This is a genomic window from Embleya sp. NPDC127516 (assembly GCF_044765325.1).
Taxonomy (GTDB): Bacteria; Actinomycetota; Actinomycetes; order Streptomycetales; family Streptomycetaceae; genus Embleya.
In genome coordinates this window covers 249,297-271,744 of sequence record NZ_JBIWJT010000003.1, presented here as the reverse complement: position 1 = coordinate 271,744, position 22,448 = coordinate 249,297, and the positions used below count along the sequence as shown (strand labels likewise).

Below are 22,448 nucleotides of genomic sequence, written 5' to 3'. Positions count from 1 at the left end.
CCCCTCGCTCGGGGCTTCGCGTCCCTCCGCTTCGCTCCGGGCCACAAAGCCCAAACCCGCGGCTCCGCCGCTCTCCGCGCTCCGCACGTCGATCACGAATACCCACCCACATCGTGGGCGCTGACGCGCCAATCCGCAGCCGAACTCGGCGACTCAGGGAAAGCCCGCCTCGTTCTCGTGGTTGACCCACCCACCCGCGAGCAGCCCCACCCGCGCCAGAGAGGCCGACCCAGCCGCCTCAGCCCCAAAACTCCACGCCGGCCACACCAAGCGCCACACCGCCCCGAAATCCCCGACCACACCGGGGATCCACGAAGCCGAGGAGCCGGACCCCGCCCCCACACCGCCCCTGACGCCCCAATCCCACCCGCCCGCGGCCGGCCACACCGGAGGCCGCGGGGCCGGAGCAGGTCACGCCGCCGCCCGTAAAACCCCAGCCTCCGCACCAAACGCAACGGGTGGAGCGGGTGGGTACACAACCCAAAGCAACCCGAGGCGCAACCGCAGCACCATGCGCCCAAGCCCGCAGCAGCCACACCACATGCTCGACAGGCCGGACCGGGCCCACCGGTCACCAAAAACCCGCAGCCATCGAACACACGCAACGGGTGGGCGGGTGGGCACACCATCAAAGCCGAGTGCCTCGCGAGCGCAGCCAAGCGAACCCGAGCCGCATGGACCCATCAGGGCCACGCGGCCACGAGCATGGCTACCGGGGCCAAGCGAAGCGCGGGGCGCGTCGTTCCGTGAAGGCGGCCAGGCCCTCCCGGACGTCGGCCGAGCCGCGGGATTCGCGCTCCCACGTGTCGCGCCACGCGGCGAGCCGTGTCGGGTCCGTGGTGTCCGTCGCCAAAAGGTCCTTGGCGGCCCGGATCGTCAGTTGGGAGCGGGACGCGATCGTGCGGGCGAAGCCGTAGACCTTCTCGTCGGCCTCGGTCGGGTCGAAGACGTCGTCCACCAGCCCGACCCGCAGCGCATGGGCCGCGTCGATCAGTTCGGCCGAGAACAGCAGGTACTTGGCCGTCGAAACGCCCACCAGCCGGGCCAGCCGGGCCGTGGAGCCCGCGTCGTAGACGATCCCGAGCTTGGCCGGCGTCACCCCGAATCGCGCCGTCGTGTCCGCGAAGCGCAGGTCGCAGGCCCCGGCCAACTGGCATCCGCCGCCCACGCACGGGCCCTGCACATACGCGATCGTCGGCTTCGCGAACGCCGCCAACGCCTGCTCTGCGGCCGAGTTCAGCGCGTGGTAGGCGTCCGCCGCCTCGGCCGTCGCGTAGTGACCGCGCAGTTCGCGGATGTCGGCCCCCGCCGAGAACACCCCGTCGGTGCCGGTCAGCACCAGCACGCTCACCTCGGGGTCGGCCTCCAGCGCCGCCAACGTCCCCGGCAGCGCCTCCCACATCGCGGCGGTCAACGCGCCGCGGGCGTGCGGGCGATCGATGCGCAGCGTCGCCACCTCGCCCTCGACCTTGACCACGAGCCCATCGACCCCGGTATCCATCCCGCCGCCCTTTCCTCACCGCCGCACAACCGACGCACATCCGCGGCCACGCTACGGGCCACCGGCCCCCATCCGCCCGGCGCCCCGAACCGACCCGTCCACCCGAGCCGGCCGGACCTCCGGACCCCGGCCGCCGACCCGGGCCCCGGGTCGCCGTGCCATCGGCGATCACCCGACCATGCTCGACCCCACGATGTCGCCCGCCCCCCGATCGGTCTCGCCCGGGCACGGCGTGGTCGGCGACACCGTGACCCCCTCGTCCCGAACCGGATCGCGCAACATCCGCGCGCCGGCGCCCCCACGTCCCTACCGCCCCGTCCCCACCTCCTCGTGCCCCGGATCCAGCGGCGGCCCGGCCATGTCGCAGCCCACGCGCACGCACGGCTTGGCCCGCTCGGCCTCCGGCTCCGTCGGGGCCAGCGATTCGGGCGTGATGGTGAACCAGGCCACCGCCGAGCCCAGCACCAGCAGACCCGCACAGATCCACAGGGCGCGGTCGAAGCCCGTGTCCACCACGCCCGGGTCCCGATAGCCGTCACCGGACAGGCCGACCAGGGCCGGCAGTCCGGCGACCGTGAGCAGGCCCGCCGCGCGGGCCGCCGCGTTGTTGACCCCGCTCGCGATGCCCGCCCGACTGACGTCCACCGACGCCAGCACCGTCGCCGTCAGCGGCGCGACCAGCACGGCGAGCCCCAGGCCGAAGATCAGCACGCCGGGCAGTACGACGGCCGGGTAGTACGCGTCGGGGCCGATCCGCAGCAACGTCAGCAGGCCGCCCGCGCACACCAGCGGGCCCAGCGTCAGTTGCGGGCGCGGGCCGATCCGCCGGGCCAGGTCGCCCGACCGGGCCGAGAGCAGCAGCATGACCATGGTCACCGGCAGCAGCGACAAGCCGGCCTGCTGCGCCGAGTACCCCGCGACCGTCTGGAGTTCGAGCACCAGCAGCAGCATGAACGCGCCCAGCGCGCCGTACACGAACAACGTCACGATGTTGACCGACGTGAACAACCGGACCCGGAAGATGTCCAGCGGCAACATCGGCTCGCGCGTGCGCTTCTCCACGGCGACGAACACCACGGCCGTCGCGACCCCGGCCGCGCCCGCGAGGCCCGCCGCCACCGGAGTGGTCTGTGCCTCGACCAGGGCCCAGGTCACCCCCGCGAGCGCCAGCGCGGCCAGCACCGCGCCGGTCACGTCGAAGCGGCCCCGGGGTTGCGGGTCGAAGGTCTCCGGGACGGTACGCAGCGCCACCACGATGGTCACGGCCGCGAGCGGCAGGTTGATCAGGAAGACCCAGCGCCAACTGACCGCGTCCACGAGCCACCCGCCCAGGAACGGTCCGATCGCGCTCGCCACGCCGCCCAGACCCGACCAGGTGCCCACCGCCCGGGCCCGGTCGTCGGCGTGGAAGGTGGCCTGGATGATCGCCAGCGAACCGGGCGTCAGCAGCGCGCCGCCGATGCCCTGGAGCGCACGGGCGGCGATCAGCATGTCCACGTTCGGCGCGATCCCGCACAACAGCGAGGCCACCGCGAACCAGGCCACGCCGATCACGAACACCCGGCGCCGCCCGTACCGGTCCCCGAGCGCGCCGCCGAGCAGGATCAGTCCGGCCAGCGTGAGGGTGTACGCGTTGATCGTCCATTGCAGCGCCGCGAGCGAGGTGTCGAAGGAGTTCCCGATGCTGGGCAGCGCGACGTTGACCACGGTCGAGTCGAGCATCGCCATGCCTGAGCCGAGCACGGTGGCGAGCAACACCCACCGGCCGGCCGGGGTCTTGGCACGGATGCCCCCGGAGGGGAAGGTGACGGGCATCTGAGCATCATGCCCACCGCGACGGCGGGGAACTCGGACCCACTCGATCGGCCGCAACCGGCGACCCACGGGTTCGACCACGACCGGCGGCGCCCGCCCGCGCCCTCGCGGCCGGGACCTGTCCGGGGAACCGCCCCCAGCCGGCAGTCCGCGGCGCCGAGGTCCGGAAACTGCCCCCGGCCCGCCATCCACGGCGCCGGGATCCGGGGGACTGCCCCTAGCGCGCTATCCGCGGCGCCGGGATCGGCCGGATCAACCCGCGCTGCGTGGCCCGATCCGGCCCGGGCAGTACCGCCAGTGCGAAGATCATCAACAACACCGCCACCACCGCGTCCATCCAGTAGTGGTTCGCGGTCACCACGACCACCAGCAGCGTTATCGCGGGGTGCAGCCAGACCGCCCAACTCGCCACCTTGCGTCCGGAGCCGGCCGTGTGCCACACCGCCGCGACCCCGAGCGCGACCACCACGGCCCAACCCACGTGCAACGACGGCATCGCGGCGAACTGGTTTGCGATCTTGGCGCCCGCGCCGGAGTACGGCGAGTCGCCCGCGTCCATGCCGGTGTCGGTGAAGCCGGGCATCTTCCGCGGCGGCGCGAGCGGGACCAGGATGTGGATGATCAACGCGGCGCCGGTCATCATCGCCAGTATGTTGCGGACCCACTTGTAGTGCTCGCGATGGCGGATCCACAACCACAGCAGGAACGCGACCGTCGCCGGGAAGTGCACGTAGGCGTAGTACTTGTTGCAGAACGTCACCGCGGCGTGCGACTGCATGAACCAGTCCTGGATCGCCGCCTCGTCCGGCAGGCGCAGGTCCTTCTGCATGGTCAGCAACTGCTTGGCGTTGGAGAACGCGGTGCCGGTCTCACCCGAGGCCAGGCCGCGCCCGAGCTTGTAGACGCCGAACAGCAGCGCGACCAGGAACAGTTCGCGCGCCGCGTCCTTGAGCGTGCGCATCCGGCGGGCCTTGGCCGCCGCGGCCTGCGCGGCCGGGTCGGTCGCCGCCCGGTCCGACTTGCCGACCCCCGTCACCGAAGCCGCCTGCGTGGTCGGCGGCGCCTGTTCGCGCCGATCGACCTCGTGGGAGGGGCCCTCCGTGACGTTGCGCCGCACCAGATCCCCCATGCTGTCGGTTGTCTCGGTCTACCGTCGTCGGTCGGCCGCGTTCGATCCGCGCCGTCGCCACCCGGGTCGTGGACCACTGCCCGCACCGCCGCCCCGGATCACGGGTGCGGTGTTCGGCGGCAACGCTTGAGCCAGGGTAGACGGATCAGGTTAGACCGATCCTCCCCCTGAAGTACCAATCGGGGCCGGCTCCCGCGGGGTACTCCGGTCCTGCCTCTCTCCTCTGGACGTCGTAGCGGCCTCCCCGGTTCGAGGGAGCCTCACCAAGTCGTGCGCACGGCCCGCCGACGGTACGTAGGCTGCGGGTATGACCGACCCGACGGGGGAAAAGCGGCTCGTACTCGTGGTCGAGGACGAGCCCATGATCGCCGACGCGGTGGCCGCCCGGCTGCGGGCGGAGGGCTTCGGCGCGATCACCGCACCCGACGGCCCCTCCGCGCTGACCACGGCCACGACCACCCGGCCCGACCTGGTCGTGCTCGACGTGATGCTGCCCGGACTGGACGGCCTGGAGGTGTGCCGTCGGCTCCAGGCGCTGCACCCGGGCCTGCCGGTGATCATGCTGACCGCGCGCGACGACGAGACCGATCTGCTGGTCGGCCTGGCGGTGGGCGCCGACGACTACATGACCAAGCCGTTCTCGATGCGCGAGTTGGTCGCCCGGGTGCACGTACTGCTGCGCCGGATGGAGCGCGCCGAGGCGGCGGCCCGCGCGGTCTCCCCCGAGGCCGCGTTGAACCTGGGCCGGTTGCGGATCGACCGCACCCAGCGCCGGGTCCGGCTCGGCGTGGACGAGGTGCACCTGACCCCGACCGAGTTCGACCTGCTGGTCTGCCTCGCCTCGCGCCCGCGCGCCGTGCTCTCCCGCGAGCAGTTGCTCGCCGAGGTGTGGGACTGGGTGGACGCGTCCGGCACCCGGACCGTGGACAGCCACGTCAAGGCGCTGCGCCGCAAGCTCGGCGCCGAGTGGATCCGGACCGTGCACGGCGTGGGCTACGCGCTGGAGGCACCGTCCTGAACCCCGCCGATTCGCGTCCCACCCGGCCCCGCCCACGGCCCCGGCGCCCGCGCCTGCGCCGCGGCAACCTGCGGCCGCTGGATCGACTGCGCTCGATCAAGGCAAAGCTCGGCGTGCTCGTGATCGCGTCCGTGTTCGTCTCGACGCTGCTGATCATCCTGGGGCTGCGGGCCGAGGTGCGGTTCCGGTACATGCTCGTGTTCACCTCGCTGGCGTGCCTGGCGGTGACCCTGGTGCTCGCCCACGGGATGACCTCGCCGCTGCGCGAGATGACCGCCGCCGCGCAGGCGATGGCGCGCGGCGACTACTCCCGCCGGGTGCGCGCCACTTCGCGCGACGAGGTGGGCACCCTCGCCGGCGCGTTCAATCGCATGGCCGCCGACCTGGAGGCGGTGGACCGGCACCGGCGCGAACTGGTCGCCAACGTCTCGCACGAATTGCGCACGCCCATTTCCGCGCTCCACGCGGTGTTGGAGAATCTCGTGGACGGCGTGCAGAAACCCGATCCCGACACGCTGGGCCTCGCGCTCACCCAGACCGCGCGCCTGGGCCGACTCGTGTCACAACTCCTCGACCTTTCCCGGCTGGATTCGGGGGCCGTGCCGCTCCAGGCGCGCGAGTTCGCGGTGGGGCCGTTCCTGGCCGCGCTGACCGAGGAGACCGGGGCCCTGGGCAGCGACGTTCGCTTCCGGGTCGACGTACGACCGACCGATCTCATCGCGATCGCCGACCCCGAGCGGCTGCATCAGGTTGTTACCAATTTGGTGGCGAATGCCTGCCGGCACAGCCCCGTCGGTGGCACCGTGAGTCTGCACGCACGACGCGACGAGGGCCCCGGAAGCCTGTGCCTGGAAGTCCAGGACGAGGGACCCGGGATCCCGTACGGCGAGCGCGGTCGGGTCTTCGAACGGTTCACCCGCGGCGGCGAGAGCTCGTCCACCGACGGGGGCACCGGACTGGGCCTCGCGATCGCCCGCTGGGCCGTGGACCTGCATGGGGGTGATATTTCCGTAGCCGAGTCGAGCCATGGGTGCCGTATCCGAGTGCTCCTGCCCGGTGACCCGAAGTAATCGGGTGATCGGACACTTACTGCACGGGACGATCCCGACATGACGTTCCGTGACCACCAATACGGCGGGAAGCAACAAACGCGACTAAACGGTCAACCGTTTGTGATCTACGCGACGCGGAGGCCGAGGGGCCTGCGCGACACCGGTCAAAGGGCGTAGCCTTGTTTCCCGCTGTCCACCACCCCAGGAAGCGGAAGAGGGCGGTTGCCGCCGTGTCGTCACAGTCCCCTAGCAACCCGATGGCCAGCTTCGGCCCCAACGAGTGGCTCGTCGACGAGATTTACCAGCAATATTTGCAAGATCCCAACTCGGTGGATCGTGCTTGGTGGGACTTCTTCGCCGATTACAAGCCCAGCGAGCCGTCGACGCCGTCGACGCCCGCCGGCCAAGCCACCGTGGCAAGCCCGAGCGGCCCCACACCAGTGAGCGGTACCACGAACAACTCTGGAAACATCCCCGCGCCGAGCCCGGCGCAACCCCCCGTGACGGCGGCTGTGTCGTCGACCGCGACGGGGACGACGACTCCGGCCCCGGCCCCGAGCCACCCGATAATGACGAGCGGTGTACAGGACGCGGCGCCTTCGCCCACTCCCGTCCCGGCCGCCGATCCGGCTCCGGTCCAGGCCGCGCCCGCCAAGGTCGCCGCACCGACGCCCGCGCAGGCACCCGCCCCCAAGGCGGCCGCCGCGCCCGCGAAGAAGCAGCCCGCCGCGCAGCCGGACGCCGTCCAGCTCAAGGGCCCGGCGGCACGTGTCGCGATCAACATGGACTCGTCGCTCGCCATCCCCACCGCGACCAGCGTGCGGGCCGTGCCGGCCAAGCTGCTGATCGACAACCGGATCGTGATCAACAACCACCTCAAGCGCGCCCGCGGTGGCAAGGTCTCGTTCACCCACCTCATCGGCTACGCGCTCGTCCAGGCGGCCAAGTCGATGCCGTCGATGAACCACTCCTACGAGGAGCGCGAGGGCAAGCCGTTCCTGGTCAAGCCGGCGAACGTCAACCTCGGCCTGGCGATCGACCTGACGAAGGCCAACGGTGACCGCCAGCTCGTGGTGGCGGCCATCAAGAAGGCCGACGAGATGGACTTCTTCGCCTTCTGGCAGGCGTACGAGGACATCGTCCGGCGAGCCCGCTCGAACAAGCTCACGGTGGACGACTTCGCCGGGGTGACGATCTCGCTGACCAACCCGGGCGGCATCGGCACCGTGCACTCGGTGCCGCGGTTGATGCCCGGTCAGGGCACGATCGTCGGCGTGGGTGCGATGGACTACCCGGCGGAGTTCGCGGGTGCGTCCGCGGACACCCTGTCCCGCCTCGCGGTCAGCAAGACACTCACGCTGACCAGCACGTATGACCACCGCATCATCCAGGGCGCCCAGTCGGGCGAGTTCCTGCGCCGGATGAACCAGTTGCTGCTCGGTGAAGACTGCTTCTTCGAGGAGATCTTCCGTTCGCTGCGCATCCCGTACGAACCCGTGCGCTGGGTGCAGGACATCTCCGCGACGCACGAGGACGACGTCAACAAGACGGCACGTGTGCAGGAGCTCATCCACTCGTACCGGGTTCGCGGTCACCTGATGGCCGACACCGACCCGCTCGAGTACAAGCAGCGCCGGCACCCGGACCTCGACGTGGTCGAGCACGGGCTGACGCTGTGGGACCTCGAGCGCGAGTTCGCGGTCGGCGGCTTCGCCGGCCAGGCGCTGATGACCCTGCGCGACGTGCTCGGCGTGCTGCGGGACACCTACTGCCGCACCGTCGGCATCGAGTACATGCACATCCAGGACCCGGACCAGCGCCGCTGGATCCAGGAGCGGGTCGAGGTTCCGCACGCCAAGCCGGACCGCGAGGACCAGCTCCGCATCCTGCGCCGGCTGAACGCGGCCGAGGCGTTCGAGACCTTCCTGGCCACCAAGTACGTCGGCCAGAAGCGCTTCTCGCTGGAAGGCGGCGAGACCACCATCCCGCTGCTCGACGCGATCATCTCGGCCGCGGCCGAGGACGGTCTCGACGAGGTCGCGATCGGCATGGCGCACCGCGGCCGGCTGAACGTGCTGACCAACATCGTCGGCAAGTCCTACGCGCAGGTCTTCCGCGAGTTCGAGGGCAACATCGACCCCAAGTCGATGCACGGCTCGGGCGACGTGAAGTACCACCTCGGCGCCGAGGGCACGTTCTCCTCTGAGGACGGCGCGCAGGTCAAGGTCTCCCTGGTGGCGAACCCCTCGCACCTGGAGGCGGTCGACCCGGTCCTGGAAGGCGTCGTGCGCGCCAAGCAGGACATCATCGACATGGAGGGCGCCGACTTCCCGGTGCTCCCCCTGTTGCTGCACGGCGACGCCGCGTTCGCGGGCCAGGGCGTGGTCGCCGAGACGCTGAACATGTCGCAGCTGCGCGGATACCGCACCGGCGGCACGATCCACGTGGTGATCAACAACCAGGTCGGCTTCACCGCCTCCCCGGCCTCGTCGCGCTCGTCCATCTACGCGACCGACGTCGCGCGGATGATCGAGGCGCCGATCTTCCACGTCAACGGCGACGACCCCGAGCAGTGCGTGCGGATCGCGCAACTCGCGTTCGAGTACCGGCAGACGTTCCACAAGGACGTCGTGATCGACCTCATCTGCTACCGGCGCCGGGGTCACAACGAGGCCGACAACCCGTCCTTCACGCAGCCGCTGATGTACGACCTGATCGACAAGAAGCGCTCGGTGCGCAAGCTCTACACCGAGGCCCTCATCGGTCGTGGCGACATCACCGTCGAGGAGGCGGAGCAGGCGCTCAAGGACTACCAGGACCAGCTGGAGAAGGTCTTCTCCGAGGTCCGGCAGGCCACCGCGCCGCAGGCTCCGCAGGCGACCCCGGCCGCGCCAGCGGCGGACATCGCCTTCCCGCGGATCGACCCGACCGGGATCCCGCACGAGACGGTCAAGCGGATCGTCGAGTCGCAGGTCTCGCTGCCCGAGGACTTCGCCGTGCACCCGCGTCTGCAGCCGCAGTTGCAGCGCCGCGCGGCGATGGTCGAGGACGGCACGATCGACTGGGCGATGGGCGAGACGCTCGCGTTCGGCTCGCTCCTGATGGAGGGGCGCCCGGTGCGCCTGGCCGGTCAGGACAGCCGCCGCGGCACCTTCGGCCAGCGGCACTCGGTCCTGGTGGACCGCGCGTCCGGCGCCGAGTACACGCCGCTCGCGCACCTGTCCGACGACCAGGCCAAGTTCACCGTGTACGACTCGCTGCTCAGCGAGTTCGCCGCGATGGGCTTCGAGTACGGCTACTCGCTGGCCCGGCCGCAGTCGCTGGTGTTGTGGGAGGCGCAGTTCGGCGACTTCGCCAACGGCGCACAGTCGATCATGGACGAGTTCATCTCCTCCGCCGAGCAGAAGTGGCACCAGCACTCCGGTGTGGTCCTGCTGCTTCCGCACGGCTACGAGGGCCAGGGCCCGGACCACTCGTCCGCGCGCATCGAGCGCTACCTGCAGATGTGCGCGCAGAACAACATGACGGTGGCCGCGCCGACCCTGCCGAGCAACTACTTCCACCTGTTGCGCTGGCAGGCGCTCAACCCGCACCACAAGCCGCTCGTGGTGTTCACCCCGAAGTCGATGCTGCGGCTGAAGGCCGCCGCGTCGAAGATCGAGGAGTTCACCGGCGGGCAGTTCCAGCCGGTGATCGGCGACACCACGGTGGACCCGAGCAAGGTCAAGCGCGTGGTCATGTCCTCCGGCAAGTTCCACTACGACCTGGCCGCCGGCCGGGCCAAGGCCGGTCGCGACGACGTCGCGCTGGTGCGGGTGGAGCGGCTCTACCCGCTGCCGGTGGCCGAGCTCAAGGCCGAGCTGGAGCGGTACGGTCTGGACCGCTACGGCAAGGACCTGGAGCTGGTCTGGGCCCAGGAGGAGCCGACCAACCAGGGCGCGTGGCCGTTCATCGCGCTCAACCTGGTCGAGTACGGCCTGCCGGCTCCGCGTCGGATCGCGCGTCCGTCGTCCTCGTCGCCCGCGGTCGGTTCGGCCAAGCGGCACGAGGCCGAGCAGCAGGGTCTGGTCGAGGAAGCGATGAGCTGATCCTCGGCTTTCGCTGATCCACCGACTCCGCCCCGGCCGCGTACGATGCGCGCCGGGGCGGAGTCGCGTGCCCCGGGTAGCGCGCACCCGAACACCCACCGAACACACACGGGACACACACACCGGAGTCGGAGAACATGTACTTCACGGACCGTGGCATCGAGGAGCTGGAGAAGCGACGCGGCGAGGAGGAGGTGTCCCTCGCGTGGCTCGCCGAGCAGTTGCGCACGTTCGTGGACCTGAACCCCGAGTTCGAGACCCCCGTCGAGCGGCTCGCGACCTGGCTCGCCCGGTTGGACGATGACGAGGACGACGAGTAGCCGAACCCCGGCGCGGGCCGAACCCGGCCCGCGCGTCGGCGGGCCGGTCCGCGGTCCGCCGGGTCCCGGTCAGGCGTCGCCGGCGCGCCGGAGCGTACGGGTGTGCCACAGGGCCCAGCCGGCGCCGTACAGCACCAGCCCCACCGCCAGGCCCCGGCCGAAGCCGGTCGCGGCGCCGAAGCCGAGCACCTCGAAGGCGGGCACCCGCCCGTCGGGGAACGGCAGCAGCGCCTTGGCCGCGCCGAGCGCGCCGACCAGCACCAGCGCGCCGAGCACCGCCCAGCGCCCGGCCACGGGCATCCGCAGGCCCGTGATCGGCCGTGCCGGCAGCCGGCCCACCCAGCGCCACGTCCACACCGCGCACGTGGTCAGCCCGACCACCGTGCTGACGTGCTGGAGCAGCACGTAGCCCGGCCGCAGGCCGAAGAATTCCCGGCGCAGCTCGGGCAGTACGTGCGCCACGCCCGGGTCGTCGTGGTGCGTCCAGGCGTCCCACGCGATGTGCGAGAGGCCGCCCAGGATCGCGGAGACCACCAACCACACGCCGACCGCGAGGGTTTCCCGCAGGAACGGCCGCCCGGCCCGCGCGGCGGCGTACAGCCGGCCCGGCAGGCGCGGTCTGAGCGGCTCCTCCAGGGCCGCCCGGACCCGATCCGGGCACAGCACCAGCAGCGGTCTCGCGAGCAGGTGGAAGACGAGTACGAGCAACGCGGTGAGCGCGATGTTCAGACCCAGCACGCCCGGCCACAGTTCGTGGGTGGCCTGCCGGTCGGCGCGCATCGGCAGGAAGTCCAGGGACACGAACAGGATCACGTCCGGTGCCATCGCCCCGAAGGCCAGCGCGGAGGCGATCAGCGGCCCGTGTCGGCCCGCCCCGTCCCCGGCCGTGGTTCCGGTACGGGTGGCGCCCTGGAGCGGCAGCACCGCGGCGATGTGGCTGAGCGTGAATGGCATGCGTGGTGCCCCCGTGCTGGATGCCGTAGGCGGGCGCGCCCGCTCGCGCGCACGCGCGCGCCACGGGCACGACGCGCGGATGAACGAAGTCCCTCGGCTTCGAGAAACGCGGAAAGCAGACCCGATGGTTCCCTTGACGTGCGGGAGACGCGATATATCGTGAATGACAGAGCTTCGCGATATATCGCGTTCGGCACTCCGACCCGAAGGGGAGGGTCCATGTCCCGATGGATGATCGAGGAACCACAGGACCTCACACTCGACCCCGTGCGCGTGCTCCGCGTACGCACGATCGGCGGCCTGGTCGACGTCGTGGGCACCGACGGACCGCCGCGCCTGGAGGTGCACGCCGTCGAGGGGCCGCCGCTCCAGGTGACCCATGACGAGGTGAGCGGCGAACTGGTCGTCTCCTACCCGGACTTGACCGGGAAGCACCTGATGAACTGGTTCCAGAGCGCCCGGCGGCGGGCCGACTTCAAGGCGTTCATGGCGGACGGGCGCGCGCTCGGTCGCCGGCACGCCGAGGTCTCGCTGGCCGTGCCGTGGGACTGCACGGTGGAGATCGGCGTGGTCTCCGCGCACGCGACCGTCTCCGGCATGCACGGCGACACCACCGTGCGCAGCATCGGCGGCGACGTGACCCTGGTCGGGCTGACCGGCACGGTCGACGCCAACACCGTCTCCGGGTCGGTGGACGCCGAGTCGATGGCCGGCAACCTCGGCGTGGTGACCGTGGCCGGTTCGCTCACCGTGATCGAGGGCACCGGCGGCCGGGTCCGGGCCAACTCGGTCTCCGGCTCGATGACGCTCGACCTGGACGCGGTCGGCCGCAGCCACGTGCAGCTGAGCACCGTCTCCGGCGAATTGACGGTACGACTGCCGCACGAGGGCGACATGCACGTGGACGTGCGCAGCGCGGTGGGCTCGGTCGACTCGGTGTTCGACGAGCTGACCACGAGCGCCAGGTTCGGCGCGAGCCACGTCAGCGGCAAGCTCGGCGAGGGCTCGGGACGGCTCCGGATCAACTCGGTATCGGGCCCTGTGACGTTGTTGCGTCGCGCCCCGGAGGGAAAGGTGATCGCATGACCCCGGTCTTCGGGCACGGCCGCCTGCGGCTGTACCTGCTCAAGCTGCTCGACGAGAGCCCCCGACACGGCTACGAGGTCATCCGGCTGCTGCACGACCGCTTCCTGGGCCTGTACGCCCCCTCGGCGGGCACGGTCTACCCGCGCCTGGCCAAGCTCGAACAGGAGGGCCTGGTCGAGCACGACGTGGAGGGCGGCCGGAAGGTCTACCGGATCACCGCCGCCGGCCGGGACGAGTTGGCGGCTCGCCAGGAGGAATTGGCCCAACTGGAGGCGCAGATTCGGGAGTCGGTCTACGAGCGGGCCCGGGAGATCCGGGACGAGGTGCGCACGTCGGCGCAGAACCTGCGCGAGGAACTGGGCCGGGCAGCCCGCGAGGTCCGCAAGACGCCCCGCACCACGACCGAGGAACGCACCGAGCCCAAGGGTTGGGAGCCGATCTTCTCGCAACGCATGGCCGATCTCGCCGAGGGCCTGGCGCACAACCTGGTCGACCTGGCCGGCAAGCCCGGCCTGCACGACCTGGAGCGCGAACTACGCCGCCGCTTCGGCGCCACCGACCCGGAACCCACCACCGCCCGCGCCCGAGCCGAAGACGCCTGGTCCAAGGAAACCGACCGCCCCACCCGCGACACGGACTCCTTCGACCTCGAAGCGATCCTCGACACCATCCGCACCGAACTGACCCCCCTGGCCCACCGAGCCGGCATCACCCCCGACCAATTCGACCGAGCCCGCACGGTAGTGATCACCGCGCTAAACGACCTCCGCCAAATCTTCACCGAAGACCCCCCACCCTGACCCCACCCCCCAGGCCATCACGCAAGTCCACCCAGCCCGACCGGCGCATCAGGCCACTCAGCCCGGCCCGGGCGCCCGAGGTCAGCCGAACTCCCCTCAGCCCGGCCGGCGCATGAGGCCACCCAGCCCGGCCGGCGCTTGAGGCCAACCCAGCCAAACCACGCCCGAGGTCAGCCGAACTCCCCTCAGCCCGGCCGGCGCTTGAGGCCAACCCAGCCCGACCGGGCGCATGAGGCCAACCCAGCCCGACCGAGCGCATGAGGCCAACCCAGCCCGACCAACCGAGTTCAGCCACGCCGATGGAGCGTCGCCAACTCCACCCGCCCCAAGCCCATTTGCCGCACGTCCACCGACTCGACCCGCCCGCTCCGCCCGACCGCGACCTTCGGATACACCGGCGGCAACACCACCGCGTCGCGCGCCACGATCTCCCCCGCCACCCGCGTGAGTGTCGCCCGCCGAGAGGTATCCGCCGTCCCCCAGGCCCGCTCGACCAAGCGATCCAACTCGGGATTCACATACCCCGTGCTCTCCGGGCTCGTCGACACCGCCGCCGACAACACCGCGAACCCCGTCCGCCCCACCGCGTACGCGGACCCCCGCAGGTCGACCAGCGCGACATCGAAGTCCCCGACCCGCCGCCGCGCGACCCACGTCGCCGGATCCACCCGCTCGACCGTGACGGTGAACCCGACCCGGTTCCACCCCTCGGCCAGCACCCGCGCCACGTCCGGCAGTTCCGCCGCCTCCCCGACCACCGCGAGCAGCGTGAACCGCACCCCGGGCGGCACCGGCGCCTCGCCGAACATCGCGGTGACCCGCTCCGGCTCCACGGTCGGCCCGGCGGTCGCGCTCGGACTCGGCTTCGGGGACGCGGTCGGACTCACCCCGCGGCCGTACGGCGTGTACTCCGGGTCCCACCCCTCGTTGCCCGGCCCCAACGGCCCTTGCCCGATCACCGCGTCGCCCCGGTACACCTCCTGCGACACCCGGGTGCGATCCATCCCGAACGCCAGCGCCCGCCGCACCGCGACGTTGTCGAACGGGGGCCGGCGCAGATTGGGCAGCACCACCAGGTCGGCCGGCCCGCTCGCGGTCTGCACGTACGTGTCGTCCGAGCGCCGCAACCGCCGCACCTGGTCCGGTGTCGGACGCGGGTACACCGCGAGCCGACGCTCCTTCAGGTCGGCCACCGCGTCGGTCGAGGCACGGAAGTCGATGCCCTCCAACGGCACCGCCTTGCCGCGGTGGTCCGGATCGCGCCGCAGCGCCACCACCGCCCCGTCCGCACCCGCCAACCGGAACGGCCCGGTGCCGACCAGCGCCCGCGGATCGCCCAGCGTCGCCTGGTGCGGGATCGGCAGGCAGGCCAGCAGGGCGCGCAGCGCGCCGAACGGCCGCGGCAGCTCGATCCGTACGGTCCGCGCGTCCGGCGCCTCGATCGCGCCGAACCGGCCCGCCAGCCACGGCGCCCAGTCGCCCGCCGTCGCCGGATCGCCCACCCGGCGCAGACAGGCCACCACGTGTTCGGCGGTGAACGGGTCCCCGCCGTGGAAGCGCACGTCCGGCCGCAGCCGGATGGTCCAGCTCAGCCCGTCCGGCGCGATCTGCGGATCGGCCCCGGCGAGCACCGGCCCGATCGTGGTGTCGTCCCGGTAGGTATAGAGCGCCTCGACCACGGGGTCGGCGATCCAGCGCACCGGCTCGGCCGTCGCGTACACGGGGTTGAGCACATCCGGCAGGCGGGACACGCCGACCGTGAGCGTGCCCCCGGAACGCAGTTCCCGGCCCGTGCAGGAGGCGAGCAGGCCGGCGGACACCGCGGCCACCCCCGTACCGGCCCCGAGGGCTAGTACGCGGCGACGGGACAACGGCATCCGGCGGTCCTTCCGAGACGACCCGGGCACGTGCGGACCGGCGTGATGATCAAGGGGTGAGGACGATCTTGCCGAACAGATCGCCCCGGGCCAACCGTCGGAACCCCTCGTGCGCCTCGGTGAGCGGCAGCACGGTGTCGATCACCGGCCGCACCCCGCCGTGCGCGCACAGCCGGAGCAGGCCCGCCAACTCGTCCCGGTCGCCCATCGTGGAGCCGACCACGCGCAGTTCCTGGAAGAAGATCCGGGTCAGTTCCGCGGCCGCCGGCCGGTCGCCCGAGGTGGCGCCGGAGATCACGATCGTGCCGCCGGGCTTGAGGCTCTTGACCGAGTGCGACCAGGTCGCCGCGCCGACGGTCTCCATCACCGCGTCGACCCGCTCGGGCAGTCGGGCACCGGACGCGAAGGCCGCGTCGGCGCCGAGTTCGATCGCCCGGGCGTTCTTCGCCTCGTCCCGGCCGGTCACCCACATCCGGTAGCCGGCCGCCTTGCCGAGCACCACGAGGGCCGTGGACACACCGCCGCCGGCGCCCTGGACCAGCACCGTGCCGCCCGGGCGCACGCCCGAGTTGGTGAACAACATCCGATACGCGGTCAGCCAGGCGGTGGGCAGACAGCAGGCCTGCTCGAAGGACAGTTCGGCGGGCTTGGGCAGCAGGTTCCAGCGCGGTACGGCGACCTTCTCGGCGAAGGTGCCCTGGTAGCGCTCGGTCAGGATGGAGCGGGGCTCGTCGGTGCCCGGGCCGCCGATCACCGAGTGCACGACGACCTCGTTGCCGTCCTCGTCGATCCCGGCCGCGTCGCAGCCCAGGATCATCGGCAGTCGGTCCTCGGTGATGCCCACGCCCTTGAGGGTCCACAGGTCGTGGTGGTTGAGCGAGGCGGCCTTGACGGTCACGGTCGTCCACCCCGGCGGCAGCCCGCCGTCGTGGCCGGGCTCGGGGTGCTCCCCGAGCCGGAGGCCGGACAGGGGGTCCTGGGCATCGATGCTCACGGCACTCACGGCAAACATGGGAGGCACCCTACTGACGACGTGTGCGGTCCGCCCGGTCGGGCGGACCGCACACGTCCACGGGTCGCCGTGGATGCGATCGCGTCGTCGAACGGTCGGCGAGGAGCCGTCGGACGATCACCGATCCACGGACCGCGGCTCAGATACGCGCGACGCCGTCCTGACGGGCGGCCTCGGCCACGGCCTTGGTCACCGCCGGTGCCACCCGCTCGTCGAACGGCGACGGGATCACCTTGTCGGGCGAGAGCTCGTCGGCGACGACCGCGGCCAGCGCCTCGGCTGCGGCCACCTTCATCCCCTCGGTGATGCGCTTGGCACGCACCGACAGGGCGCCGGCGAACACACCCGGGAAGGCGAGCACGTTGTTGATCTGGTTCGGGTAGTCGCTGCGCCCGGTGGCCACCACGGCCGCGTACTTGTGCGCCAGGTCCGGGTCGATCTCCGGGTTCGGGTTGGCCATCGCGAAGATGATCGCCTGCGGCGCCATGGTCGCCACGACCTCCTCGGGCACCTTGCCCGCGGACACGCCGAGGAAGACGTCGGCGCCGCGCATGGCCTCCTCGATGCCGCCCTTGAGCTTGGCCTTGTTGGTCAGCTCGGCGATGATCCGCTTGATCTGCGTGAGGTCGTCCCGACCCTCGTGCACGATGCCCCGGCTGTCCACCACGCACAGGTCGCCGATGCCCGCCTCGATCAGGATCTTGGCGATCGCGATGCCCGCCGCGCCCGCGCCGGAGATGACCGCGCGCAGGTCGGAGAGCCGGCGCCCGGTCACCGTGGCCGCGTTGCGCAGCGCGGCCAACGCGACGATCGCCGTGCCGTGCTGGTCGTCGTGGAAGACCGGGATGTCCAGCCGCTCCTGGAGCCGGCGCTCCACCTCGAAGCAGCGCGGCGCGCTGATGTCCTCCAGGTTGATGCCGCCGAAGGACGGCGCGAGCCGGGCGATGGTGTCCACCAGCTCGTCCACGTCGGTGCAGGAGAGCGCGAGCGGCACGGCGTCGATGCCGGCGAACTCCTTGAACAGGATCGCCTTGCCCTCCATCACCGGCAGGGACGCGGCGGGCCCGATGTCGCCCAGGCCGAGCACCGCGGTGCCGTCGGTGACCACGGCGACCGTGTTGGAGACCCACGTGTAGTCGTGGACGAGTTCCGGGTTCTCGGCGATGGCCGTGCACACACGTGCCACACCGGGCGTATAGGCGAGGGACAGATCGTCCCGATTGCGCACCGGGACGGTCGAGCGAACTTCCATTTTCCCGCCCCGGTGCAGGGCGAAGACCGGATCGAGTTCGTCCGTCGCCGTGCTGTCCGTGGGGATGATCTCCGCTGCCACAGTGACCCCTTTGTAGACATTGTCAGTAGAAGTGCAGCTCTCGGAGCGCGATCGCAGGCTGCATGCCTCAGCGACATCGGCGCTTCGTGCAGCGCACATGATCCGGCTGAGGTTACGGGGGTCACCCGTGACGCCGATTTTGGCATACCCCCCGAATGGCGGAGCGCCGGGGCGATGAGCCGATTACCACCTTTTTGTGATGGCGCGTCAGACCCCTTCTCGCAACTGGCCAAGACGCTAGTGCCACGCGCAGTAGGCTGACAGTAACCGCCGCCACATCCGACCCCGTCGACCCGTGCGAACCTCGGGCGCGACAGCGCGCGGAAAGCACGCGCCCGAAGCGAAGGCGGCGACCGCGACCGAAGGGCAGTCGTTGGATCTCTCCTCCTACGCCGAGCACGCGGTCCGCCTGGTCAACACCGAACAACCGGCGCGCGGCGAGGATCTGCTGCGCTCCCCCGAGGACGTGCTCGCGCTGATCGCACCCGTTCGGCGGATCCCGCCACGGGTGACCGACGCCGACGTGACCCGGCTGCGTTCGGTCCGCACCCGCCTGCGCGCGGTCTTCGTGGACGCCGCCGCCGGACGCGAGGCGGACGCGGTCGCCACCCTCAACGGCCTGCTTGCCGAGTTCCCCGTACATCCGCGCCTGACCGGCCACGACGCCAGCGCGTGGCACCTGCACCTGGCGGGCGACGCGGTGGGCGCGGCCGAGGGTTTCGCCGCGATAGCCGGCATGGGTCTGGCGGTACAGCTCACCGCGCACGGCATCGACCGCCTGGGTGTGTGCCAGGCACCTCCGTGCCGGAACGTGTTCCTGGACCTGTCCGCAAACCGCTCCCGCCGGCACTGCTCGGACCGCTGTACCTCGCGCACGAACGTCGCGCTGTATCGGGCCAGACGCCGGGCCCGCGAGCCCGAGCCCGACCGACATACCTGACATTGGCGGGTTGGCGAGTCGCGGACTGTGGCACATGTACATGGACGGCGTGATCTCGCGGTGCGAAATTACCAAACTCAGGTACACTACGTACTCGTCAAATCACATATCGTGACGTACCGTCGTGTACACAGCAGCCTCGGTCGTTCCCGCACCCGTTCCCGCATCGGTGACGACAGTTCTCGGCCGGCGCGGTAGCGTCGCTGGGGTTCCCCCGACATCGGTGGTGACCGCCCGCGGCGGCGGCCACCCACAGCAGCACCTTGGAGGTGAGGGTGTCCCAGCGATCCGCACACACGGCGGACGAAGCCGGCACCGGACAGCGGGACTTCGTCGAGGTCCGACTGCCTGCCGAAGGTGCCTATCTCTCCGTCCTGCGCACCGCGACGGCGGGCCTCGCGGCCCGGCTCGACTTCACTCTGGACGAGATCGAGGATCTGCGCATCGCGGTCGACGAGGCGTGCGCGATGCTGCTCGACCAGGCGGTGGCCGGCGGAGTCCTCTCCTGCGTGTTCAACCTGGTGGGCGACGCGCTGCACGTCACCGTGTCCGCGCCGACCACCGACGGCAGAACACCCGCGCGCGACACGTTCGCCTGGACCGTCCTGTCGGCACTCGCCGGCGAGGTGGACGCGACGGTGGACCAGGACAAGGTGGTCAGCATCAGCCTGCACAAGAAGCGCGGTGGCGGGCCGGAGCAGACGTGAGCAGTGGTGTTGAAGGCGCGGCCAACGAACCGCAGCCGAGCGCGGCCTCACCCGACGAGGCCGCCGGGCGCGGCCGAGGGGAGGGTGAGGGCATGGTGAGCGACGCGAGCATGACGATGGACGGTGGCGTCGAGGCGGCGGGGCCGGACGGACCGGCTCGACCTGCCGGATCCGCCGGGCCCACGGGTCCGGCGGTGCCGAACCGGCGGCGTGCCGGTTCCGAACGCCACGCTCACGACCGGGAGATCGCGCGCGGGCTGTTCGCGCAACTCGCGGTGCTCGAATCGGATCCGCCCGCGCGGGCCGCGGTGCGCGATCGGCTGGTGGAGATGCATCTACCGCTGGTGGAGCACCTCGCCCGCCGGTTCCGCAATCGCGGCGAGCCGTTGGACGACCTGATCCAGGTGGCCACCATCGGCCTGATCAAGTCGGTGGACCGATTCGATTCGGATCGCGGGGTGGAGTTCTCCACGTACGCGACCCCGACCATCGTCGGCGAGATCAAGCGGCACTTCCGGGACAAGGGCTGGGCGGTCCGGGTGCCGCGCCGGCTCCAGGAACTGCGGCTCGCGCTGACCTCGGCCACCGCCGAGCTCTCCCAGCGCAACGGTCGGTCCCCCACGGTCGCCGAGCTCGCCGTGCAACTCGGGATCTCCGAGGAGGAGGTGCTCGAGGGCCTCGAGTCGGCCAACGCCTACAGCACACTGTCCCTGGACGTACCGGACACCGACGACGATTCCCCGGCCGTCGCCGACACATTGGGCGCCGAGGACGACGCGCTCGAAGGTGTCGAATACCGCGAGTCGCTCAAGCCGCTCCTGGAGCAGTTGCCGCCGCGCGAGAAAAAGATCCTGCTGCTGCGCTTCTTCGGCAACATGACGCAGTCCCAGATCGCGCAGGAGGTCGGCATCTCGCAGATGCACGTCTCGCGGCTGCTCGCGCGCACCCTCGCGCAGCTGCGCGAGCGCCTGCTCGTCGAGGAGTAGTTTGCTTGTTTGGGCGACTTCGTCGCCGGCTCGCGAGGGGTCGCTCTATTGGGCGACTTCGTCGCCGGCTCGCGAGGCGCCGCTTTTTCTTTCCCCCGCTTCGCTCCTCCAAGAAAAAGCGGTGCCTCGCTCGGGACGGTGTGTCCCTCCGCTTCGCTCCGGGCCACACCGTCCACATTTGCGGCTCCGCCGCTCTCCGCGCTTCGCGCGTCGATCACTGGGGTGGGGGTGGGTCGGGGGCGCTGACGCGCCGGGGGGGCGTGGGGCCGGCGGCGGGTGTTCAGGCTCGGCGGGCCTGGTGGCGTGCTTCGAGCGCGTTGTACATGCCGGGTGTCGCGAGTGCGCCGATGGTGATCACACCCGCGATCATGGTCAGGATGCCGATCACCAGTTGATCGGCCTTGATCAGATACCAACCCATGCCGACCACGATCAGGTTGGCGGTGATCGCCGGCGATCGGCTCCAGCGTCGGCCGCGCAGCATGCCCACGAACGCGGCGACTATCCCGGCGGCGAGGATCAGCAGGTAGATGCCGATCGCGACGCCCTCGGACGCGTTGGTCGGATGGCCGAACTCGCTCCGGAAGGTCAGATAGAGGGAGTATCCGAGGAGTGCGAACGCCTCGACGCCGACCACTGCGGTGCAGATGCGCCAAGTGAGGGGGAGGGCCCCGGCGGGGTCCGACTGGTCCTGGGCGGAAGGGCTCTCGGTCACCACACGACTGTAACCGGGGCGGGCGACCGTCCGGCCCATGGGAGCCCTACCCACCGGTAGATACGCTGGGGGTATGCGCGCCCTTCTCGTCGTGAACCCCAAGGCCACGACCACCAGTGAGCGAACCAGGGACGTCCTGGCGCACGCGCTCGCCGGCGACCTCAAGCTCGACGTGGTGAGCACCGAGCACCGGGGCCACGCGGCGGAACTGGCCCGGCAGGCGGCCGACGACGGTCTGGACCTGGTGATCGCGCTGGGCGGCGACGGCACGGTCAACGAGGTGGCCAACGGCCTGCTCGTGGCCGGACCCGCCCCCTCGCTGCCCGCGGTCGCGGTGGTCCCGGGCGGCAGCACCAACGTCTTCGCGCGTTCGCTCGGCATGCCCAACGATCCGGTCGAGGCGACCGGTTTCCTGCTGGAGGCGTTGCGTGCCGGCCGCAGCCGGGAGATCGGCCTGGGCCTGGCCGACGAGCGCTGGTTCCTGTTCTGCGCGGGCCTGGGTTTCGACGCCGAGGTGGTCGGCCGGGTCGAGGAGCGCCGGGCCGACGGGCGGCGGGCGACGCCCGGCCTGTACGTACGGTCCGCGCTGCGCCGGTTCTACGGCGGGCGGGACACCCGCAAGCACGGGCCGCTGACGCTGGAGGTGCCGGGCCGGGACCCGATCGAGGGAATCTGCCTGGGGATAGTGCAGAACACGGTGCCGTGGACGTTTTTGCGCGACCGGCCGCTGAATCCGTGTCCACAAGCGTCATATGACACCGGATTGGACCTCTTCGCGCTCACCCGGATGTCAACACTGCCCACATTGCGCCATCTGGCCCAGATGCTGGGCTCCACGGGTAATGCTCCACATGGGCGTCACGTCGTGTCCCTGCACGACTGCGATGCGTTCACTCTTCGGACTGAAGAACCTGTTTCCCTTCAGGTCGATGGGGACCATCTGGGAGAACATCGGAGTGTGACCTTCCGGGGGGTTCCCCGTGCACTGCGTGTGATTGTGTGAGTGGAAGGGCCTTTTGGCCTTTCACTCGAACGCCAATCCCGGGTTCATCCCTTCGATGTAGTGGTGTGACCTAGTCGACACCGATGATTTAAAAAATCCTGGCCCAAGGGGG

The 22,448-nt window shown here is 70.9% G+C and carries 18 protein-coding genes; 10 read left to right on the top strand and 8 right to left on the bottom strand.

Annotated features, from left to right (window positions below; genetic code table 11):
* Positions 1-709: 709 nt before the first annotated feature.
* The 3 genes from ACIRL2_RS06480 to ACIRL2_RS06470 all read right to left on the bottom strand — a co-directional run bounded on the left by ACIRL2_RS06480 (position 710) and on the right by ACIRL2_RS06470 (position 4,445).
* Positions 710-1,501, bottom strand: a complete 792-nt coding sequence (locus ACIRL2_RS06480; protein WP_402230541.1) for an enoyl-CoA hydratase/isomerase family protein — start codon at positions 1,499-1,501, stop codon at positions 710-712.
* A gap of 306 nt (positions 1,502-1,807) precedes the next feature.
* The gene (locus tag ACIRL2_RS06475; protein ID WP_395866166.1) at positions 1,808-3,316 is read right to left on the bottom strand and encodes an MFS transporter; all 1,509 of its coding nucleotides are present in this window, start codon (positions 3,314-3,316) and stop codon (positions 1,808-1,810) included.
* A 217-nt stretch (positions 3,317-3,533) separates the two neighbouring features.
* Positions 3,534-4,445 (bottom strand): phosphatase PAP2 family protein, encoded by a 912-nt coding sequence (locus tag ACIRL2_RS06470; RefSeq protein WP_402230539.1) that lies wholly within the window; start codon positions 4,443-4,445, stop codon positions 3,534-3,536.
* A gap of 307 nt (positions 4,446-4,752) precedes the next feature.
* On the opposite strand from ACIRL2_RS06470, the gene ACIRL2_RS06465 reads away from it, so the two are divergent.
* From ACIRL2_RS06465 to ACIRL2_RS06450, 4 genes are all read left to right on the top strand, one after another.
* A complete protein-coding gene (locus ACIRL2_RS06465) occupies positions 4,753-5,463 on the top strand; it encodes a response regulator transcription factor (RefSeq protein ID WP_395866170.1) in 711 nt (236 codons plus the stop codon).
* A complete protein-coding gene (locus tag ACIRL2_RS06460; RefSeq protein WP_395866512.1) occupies positions 5,460-6,533 on the top strand; it encodes an ATP-binding protein in 1,074 nt (357 codons plus the stop codon). The genes ACIRL2_RS06465 and ACIRL2_RS06460 overlap by 4 nt, the downstream gene beginning before the upstream one ends.
* A 239-nt stretch (positions 6,534-6,772) precedes the next feature.
* The gene (locus ACIRL2_RS06455) at positions 6,773-10,603 is read left to right on the top strand and encodes a multifunctional oxoglutarate decarboxylase/oxoglutarate dehydrogenase thiamine pyrophosphate-binding subunit/dihydrolipoyllysine-residue succinyltransferase subunit (RefSeq protein ID WP_402230537.1); all 3,831 of its coding nucleotides are present in this window, start codon (positions 6,773-6,775) and stop codon (positions 10,601-10,603) included.
* Between the two features lie 137 nt (positions 10,604-10,740).
* Positions 10,741-10,923, top strand: coding sequence for a DUF6104 family protein (locus tag ACIRL2_RS06450; RefSeq protein ID WP_020557400.1), 183 nt, complete (start codon positions 10,741-10,743; stop codon positions 10,921-10,923).
* Between the two features lie 69 nt (positions 10,924-10,992).
* Here the strand turns inward: ACIRL2_RS06450 and ACIRL2_RS06445 are convergent, their stop codons facing one another.
* Positions 10,993-11,877: a DUF4184 family protein gene (locus ACIRL2_RS06445; RefSeq protein ID WP_395866174.1), complete on the bottom strand. Its 885-nt coding sequence runs from the start codon at positions 11,875-11,877 to the stop codon at positions 10,993-10,995.
* Between the two features lie 219 nt (positions 11,878-12,096).
* Here ACIRL2_RS06445 and ACIRL2_RS06440 point away from each other — a divergent pair, with 219 nt between their 5' ends.
* Together ACIRL2_RS06440 and ACIRL2_RS06435 are read left to right on the top strand one after the other, a co-directional pair.
* On the top strand, positions 12,097-12,963 hold the full coding sequence (locus ACIRL2_RS06440; protein ID WP_402230534.1) for a DUF4097 family beta strand repeat-containing protein: 867 nt from the start codon (positions 12,097-12,099) through the stop codon (positions 12,961-12,963).
* A complete protein-coding gene (locus ACIRL2_RS06435) occupies positions 12,960-13,763 on the top strand; it encodes a helix-turn-helix transcriptional regulator (RefSeq protein ID WP_402230531.1) in 804 nt (267 codons plus the stop codon). Before ACIRL2_RS06440 ends, ACIRL2_RS06435 begins: the two co-directional genes overlap by 4 nt.
* A 287-nt stretch (positions 13,764-14,050) precedes the next feature.
* Here the strand turns inward: ACIRL2_RS06435 and ACIRL2_RS06430 are convergent, their stop codons facing one another.
* The 3 genes from ACIRL2_RS06430 to ACIRL2_RS06420 form a co-directional block, all read right to left on the bottom strand.
* Complete coding sequence (locus ACIRL2_RS06430; protein ID WP_402230529.1) at positions 14,051-15,640, bottom strand: ABC transporter substrate-binding protein; 1,590 nt, start codon at positions 15,638-15,640, stop codon at positions 14,051-14,053.
* Positions 15,641-15,689: 49 nt separating this feature from the next.
* On the bottom strand, positions 15,690-16,652 hold the full coding sequence (locus ACIRL2_RS06425) for a zinc-binding dehydrogenase (protein ID WP_395866182.1): 963 nt from the start codon (positions 16,650-16,652) through the stop codon (positions 15,690-15,692).
* A 139-nt stretch (positions 16,653-16,791) separates the two neighbouring features.
* Positions 16,792-17,985 (bottom strand): NADP-dependent malic enzyme, encoded by a 1,194-nt coding sequence (locus ACIRL2_RS06420; protein ID WP_395866184.1) that lies wholly within the window; start codon positions 17,983-17,985, stop codon positions 16,792-16,794.
* 295 nt (positions 17,986-18,280) lie between these two features.
* Here ACIRL2_RS06420 and ACIRL2_RS06415 point away from each other — a divergent pair, with 295 nt between their 5' ends.
* From ACIRL2_RS06415 to ACIRL2_RS06405, 3 genes are all read left to right on the top strand, one after another.
* The gene (locus ACIRL2_RS06415) at positions 18,281-18,925 is read left to right on the top strand and encodes a CGNR zinc finger domain-containing protein (protein ID WP_402230525.1); all 645 of its coding nucleotides are present in this window, start codon (positions 18,281-18,283) and stop codon (positions 18,923-18,925) included.
* A 263-nt stretch (positions 18,926-19,188) separates the two neighbouring features.
* Positions 19,189-19,632, top strand: coding sequence for an anti-sigma regulatory factor (locus ACIRL2_RS06410; protein ID WP_395866188.1), 444 nt, complete (start codon positions 19,189-19,191; stop codon positions 19,630-19,632).
* A gap of 92 nt (positions 19,633-19,724) precedes the next feature.
* The gene (locus ACIRL2_RS06405; RefSeq protein WP_395866514.1) at positions 19,725-20,618 is read left to right on the top strand and encodes an RNA polymerase sigma factor SigF; all 894 of its coding nucleotides are present in this window, start codon (positions 19,725-19,727) and stop codon (positions 20,616-20,618) included.
* Positions 20,619-20,898: 280 nt separating this feature from the next.
* On the opposite strand, the gene ACIRL2_RS06400 is transcribed toward ACIRL2_RS06405, so the two are convergent.
* The gene (locus ACIRL2_RS06400) at positions 20,899-21,333 is read right to left on the bottom strand and encodes a hypothetical protein (protein ID WP_395866190.1); all 435 of its coding nucleotides are present in this window, start codon (positions 21,331-21,333) and stop codon (positions 20,899-20,901) included.
* A 73-nt stretch (positions 21,334-21,406) separates the two neighbouring features.
* Here ACIRL2_RS06400 and ACIRL2_RS06395 point away from each other — a divergent pair, with 73 nt between their 5' ends.
* Positions 21,407-22,336, top strand: a complete 930-nt coding sequence (locus ACIRL2_RS06395; protein ID WP_395866192.1) for a diacylglycerol/lipid kinase family protein — start codon at positions 21,407-21,409, stop codon at positions 22,334-22,336.
* Positions 22,337-22,448 lie beyond the last annotated feature (112 nt).

What these genes read in the sequence shown, in the direction of transcription:
- ACIRL2_RS06470 (WP_402230539.1), bottom strand. Translation starts at nt 4,445, where the DNA reads ATGGGGGATCTGGTGCGGCGCAACGTCACGGAGGGCCCCTCCCACGAG.
- ACIRL2_RS06440 (WP_402230534.1), top strand. Translation starts at nt 12,097, where the DNA reads ATGTCCCGATGGATGATCGAGGAACCACAGGACCTCACACTCGACCCC.
- ACIRL2_RS06395 (WP_395866192.1), top strand. Translation starts at nt 21,407, where the DNA reads ATGCGCGCCCTTCTCGTCGTGAACCCCAAGGCCACGACCACCAGTGAG.
- ACIRL2_RS06465 (WP_395866170.1), top strand. Translation starts at nt 4,753, where the DNA reads ATGACCGACCCGACGGGGGAAAAGCGGCTCGTACTCGTGGTCGAGGAC.
- ACIRL2_RS06475 (WP_395866166.1), bottom strand. Translation starts at nt 3,316, where the DNA reads ATGCCCGTCACCTTCCCCTCCGGGGGCATCCGTGCCAAGACCCCGGCC.
- ACIRL2_RS06480 (WP_402230541.1), bottom strand. Translation starts at nt 1,501, where the DNA reads ATGGATACCGGGGTCGATGGGCTCGTGGTCAAGGTCGAGGGCGAGGTG.
- ACIRL2_RS06450 (WP_020557400.1), top strand. Translation starts at nt 10,741, where the DNA reads ATGTACTTCACGGACCGTGGCATCGAGGAGCTGGAGAAGCGACGCGGC.
- ACIRL2_RS06430 (WP_402230529.1), bottom strand. Translation starts at nt 15,640, where the DNA reads ATGCCGTTGTCCCGTCGCCGCGTACTAGCCCTCGGGGCCGGTACGGGG.
- ACIRL2_RS06405 (WP_395866514.1), top strand. Translation starts at nt 19,725, where the DNA reads ATGGTGAGCGACGCGAGCATGACGATGGACGGTGGCGTCGAGGCGGCG.
- ACIRL2_RS06445 (WP_395866174.1), bottom strand. Translation starts at nt 11,877, where the DNA reads ATGCCATTCACGCTCAGCCACATCGCCGCGGTGCTGCCGCTCCAGGGC.
- ACIRL2_RS06435 (WP_402230531.1), top strand. Translation starts at nt 12,960, where the DNA reads ATGACCCCGGTCTTCGGGCACGGCCGCCTGCGGCTGTACCTGCTCAAG.
- ACIRL2_RS06425 (WP_395866182.1), bottom strand. Translation starts at nt 16,652, where the DNA reads ATGTTTGCCGTGAGTGCCGTGAGCATCGATGCCCAGGACCCCCTGTCC.
- ACIRL2_RS06455 (WP_402230537.1), top strand. Translation starts at nt 6,773, where the DNA reads ATGGCCAGCTTCGGCCCCAACGAGTGGCTCGTCGACGAGATTTACCAG.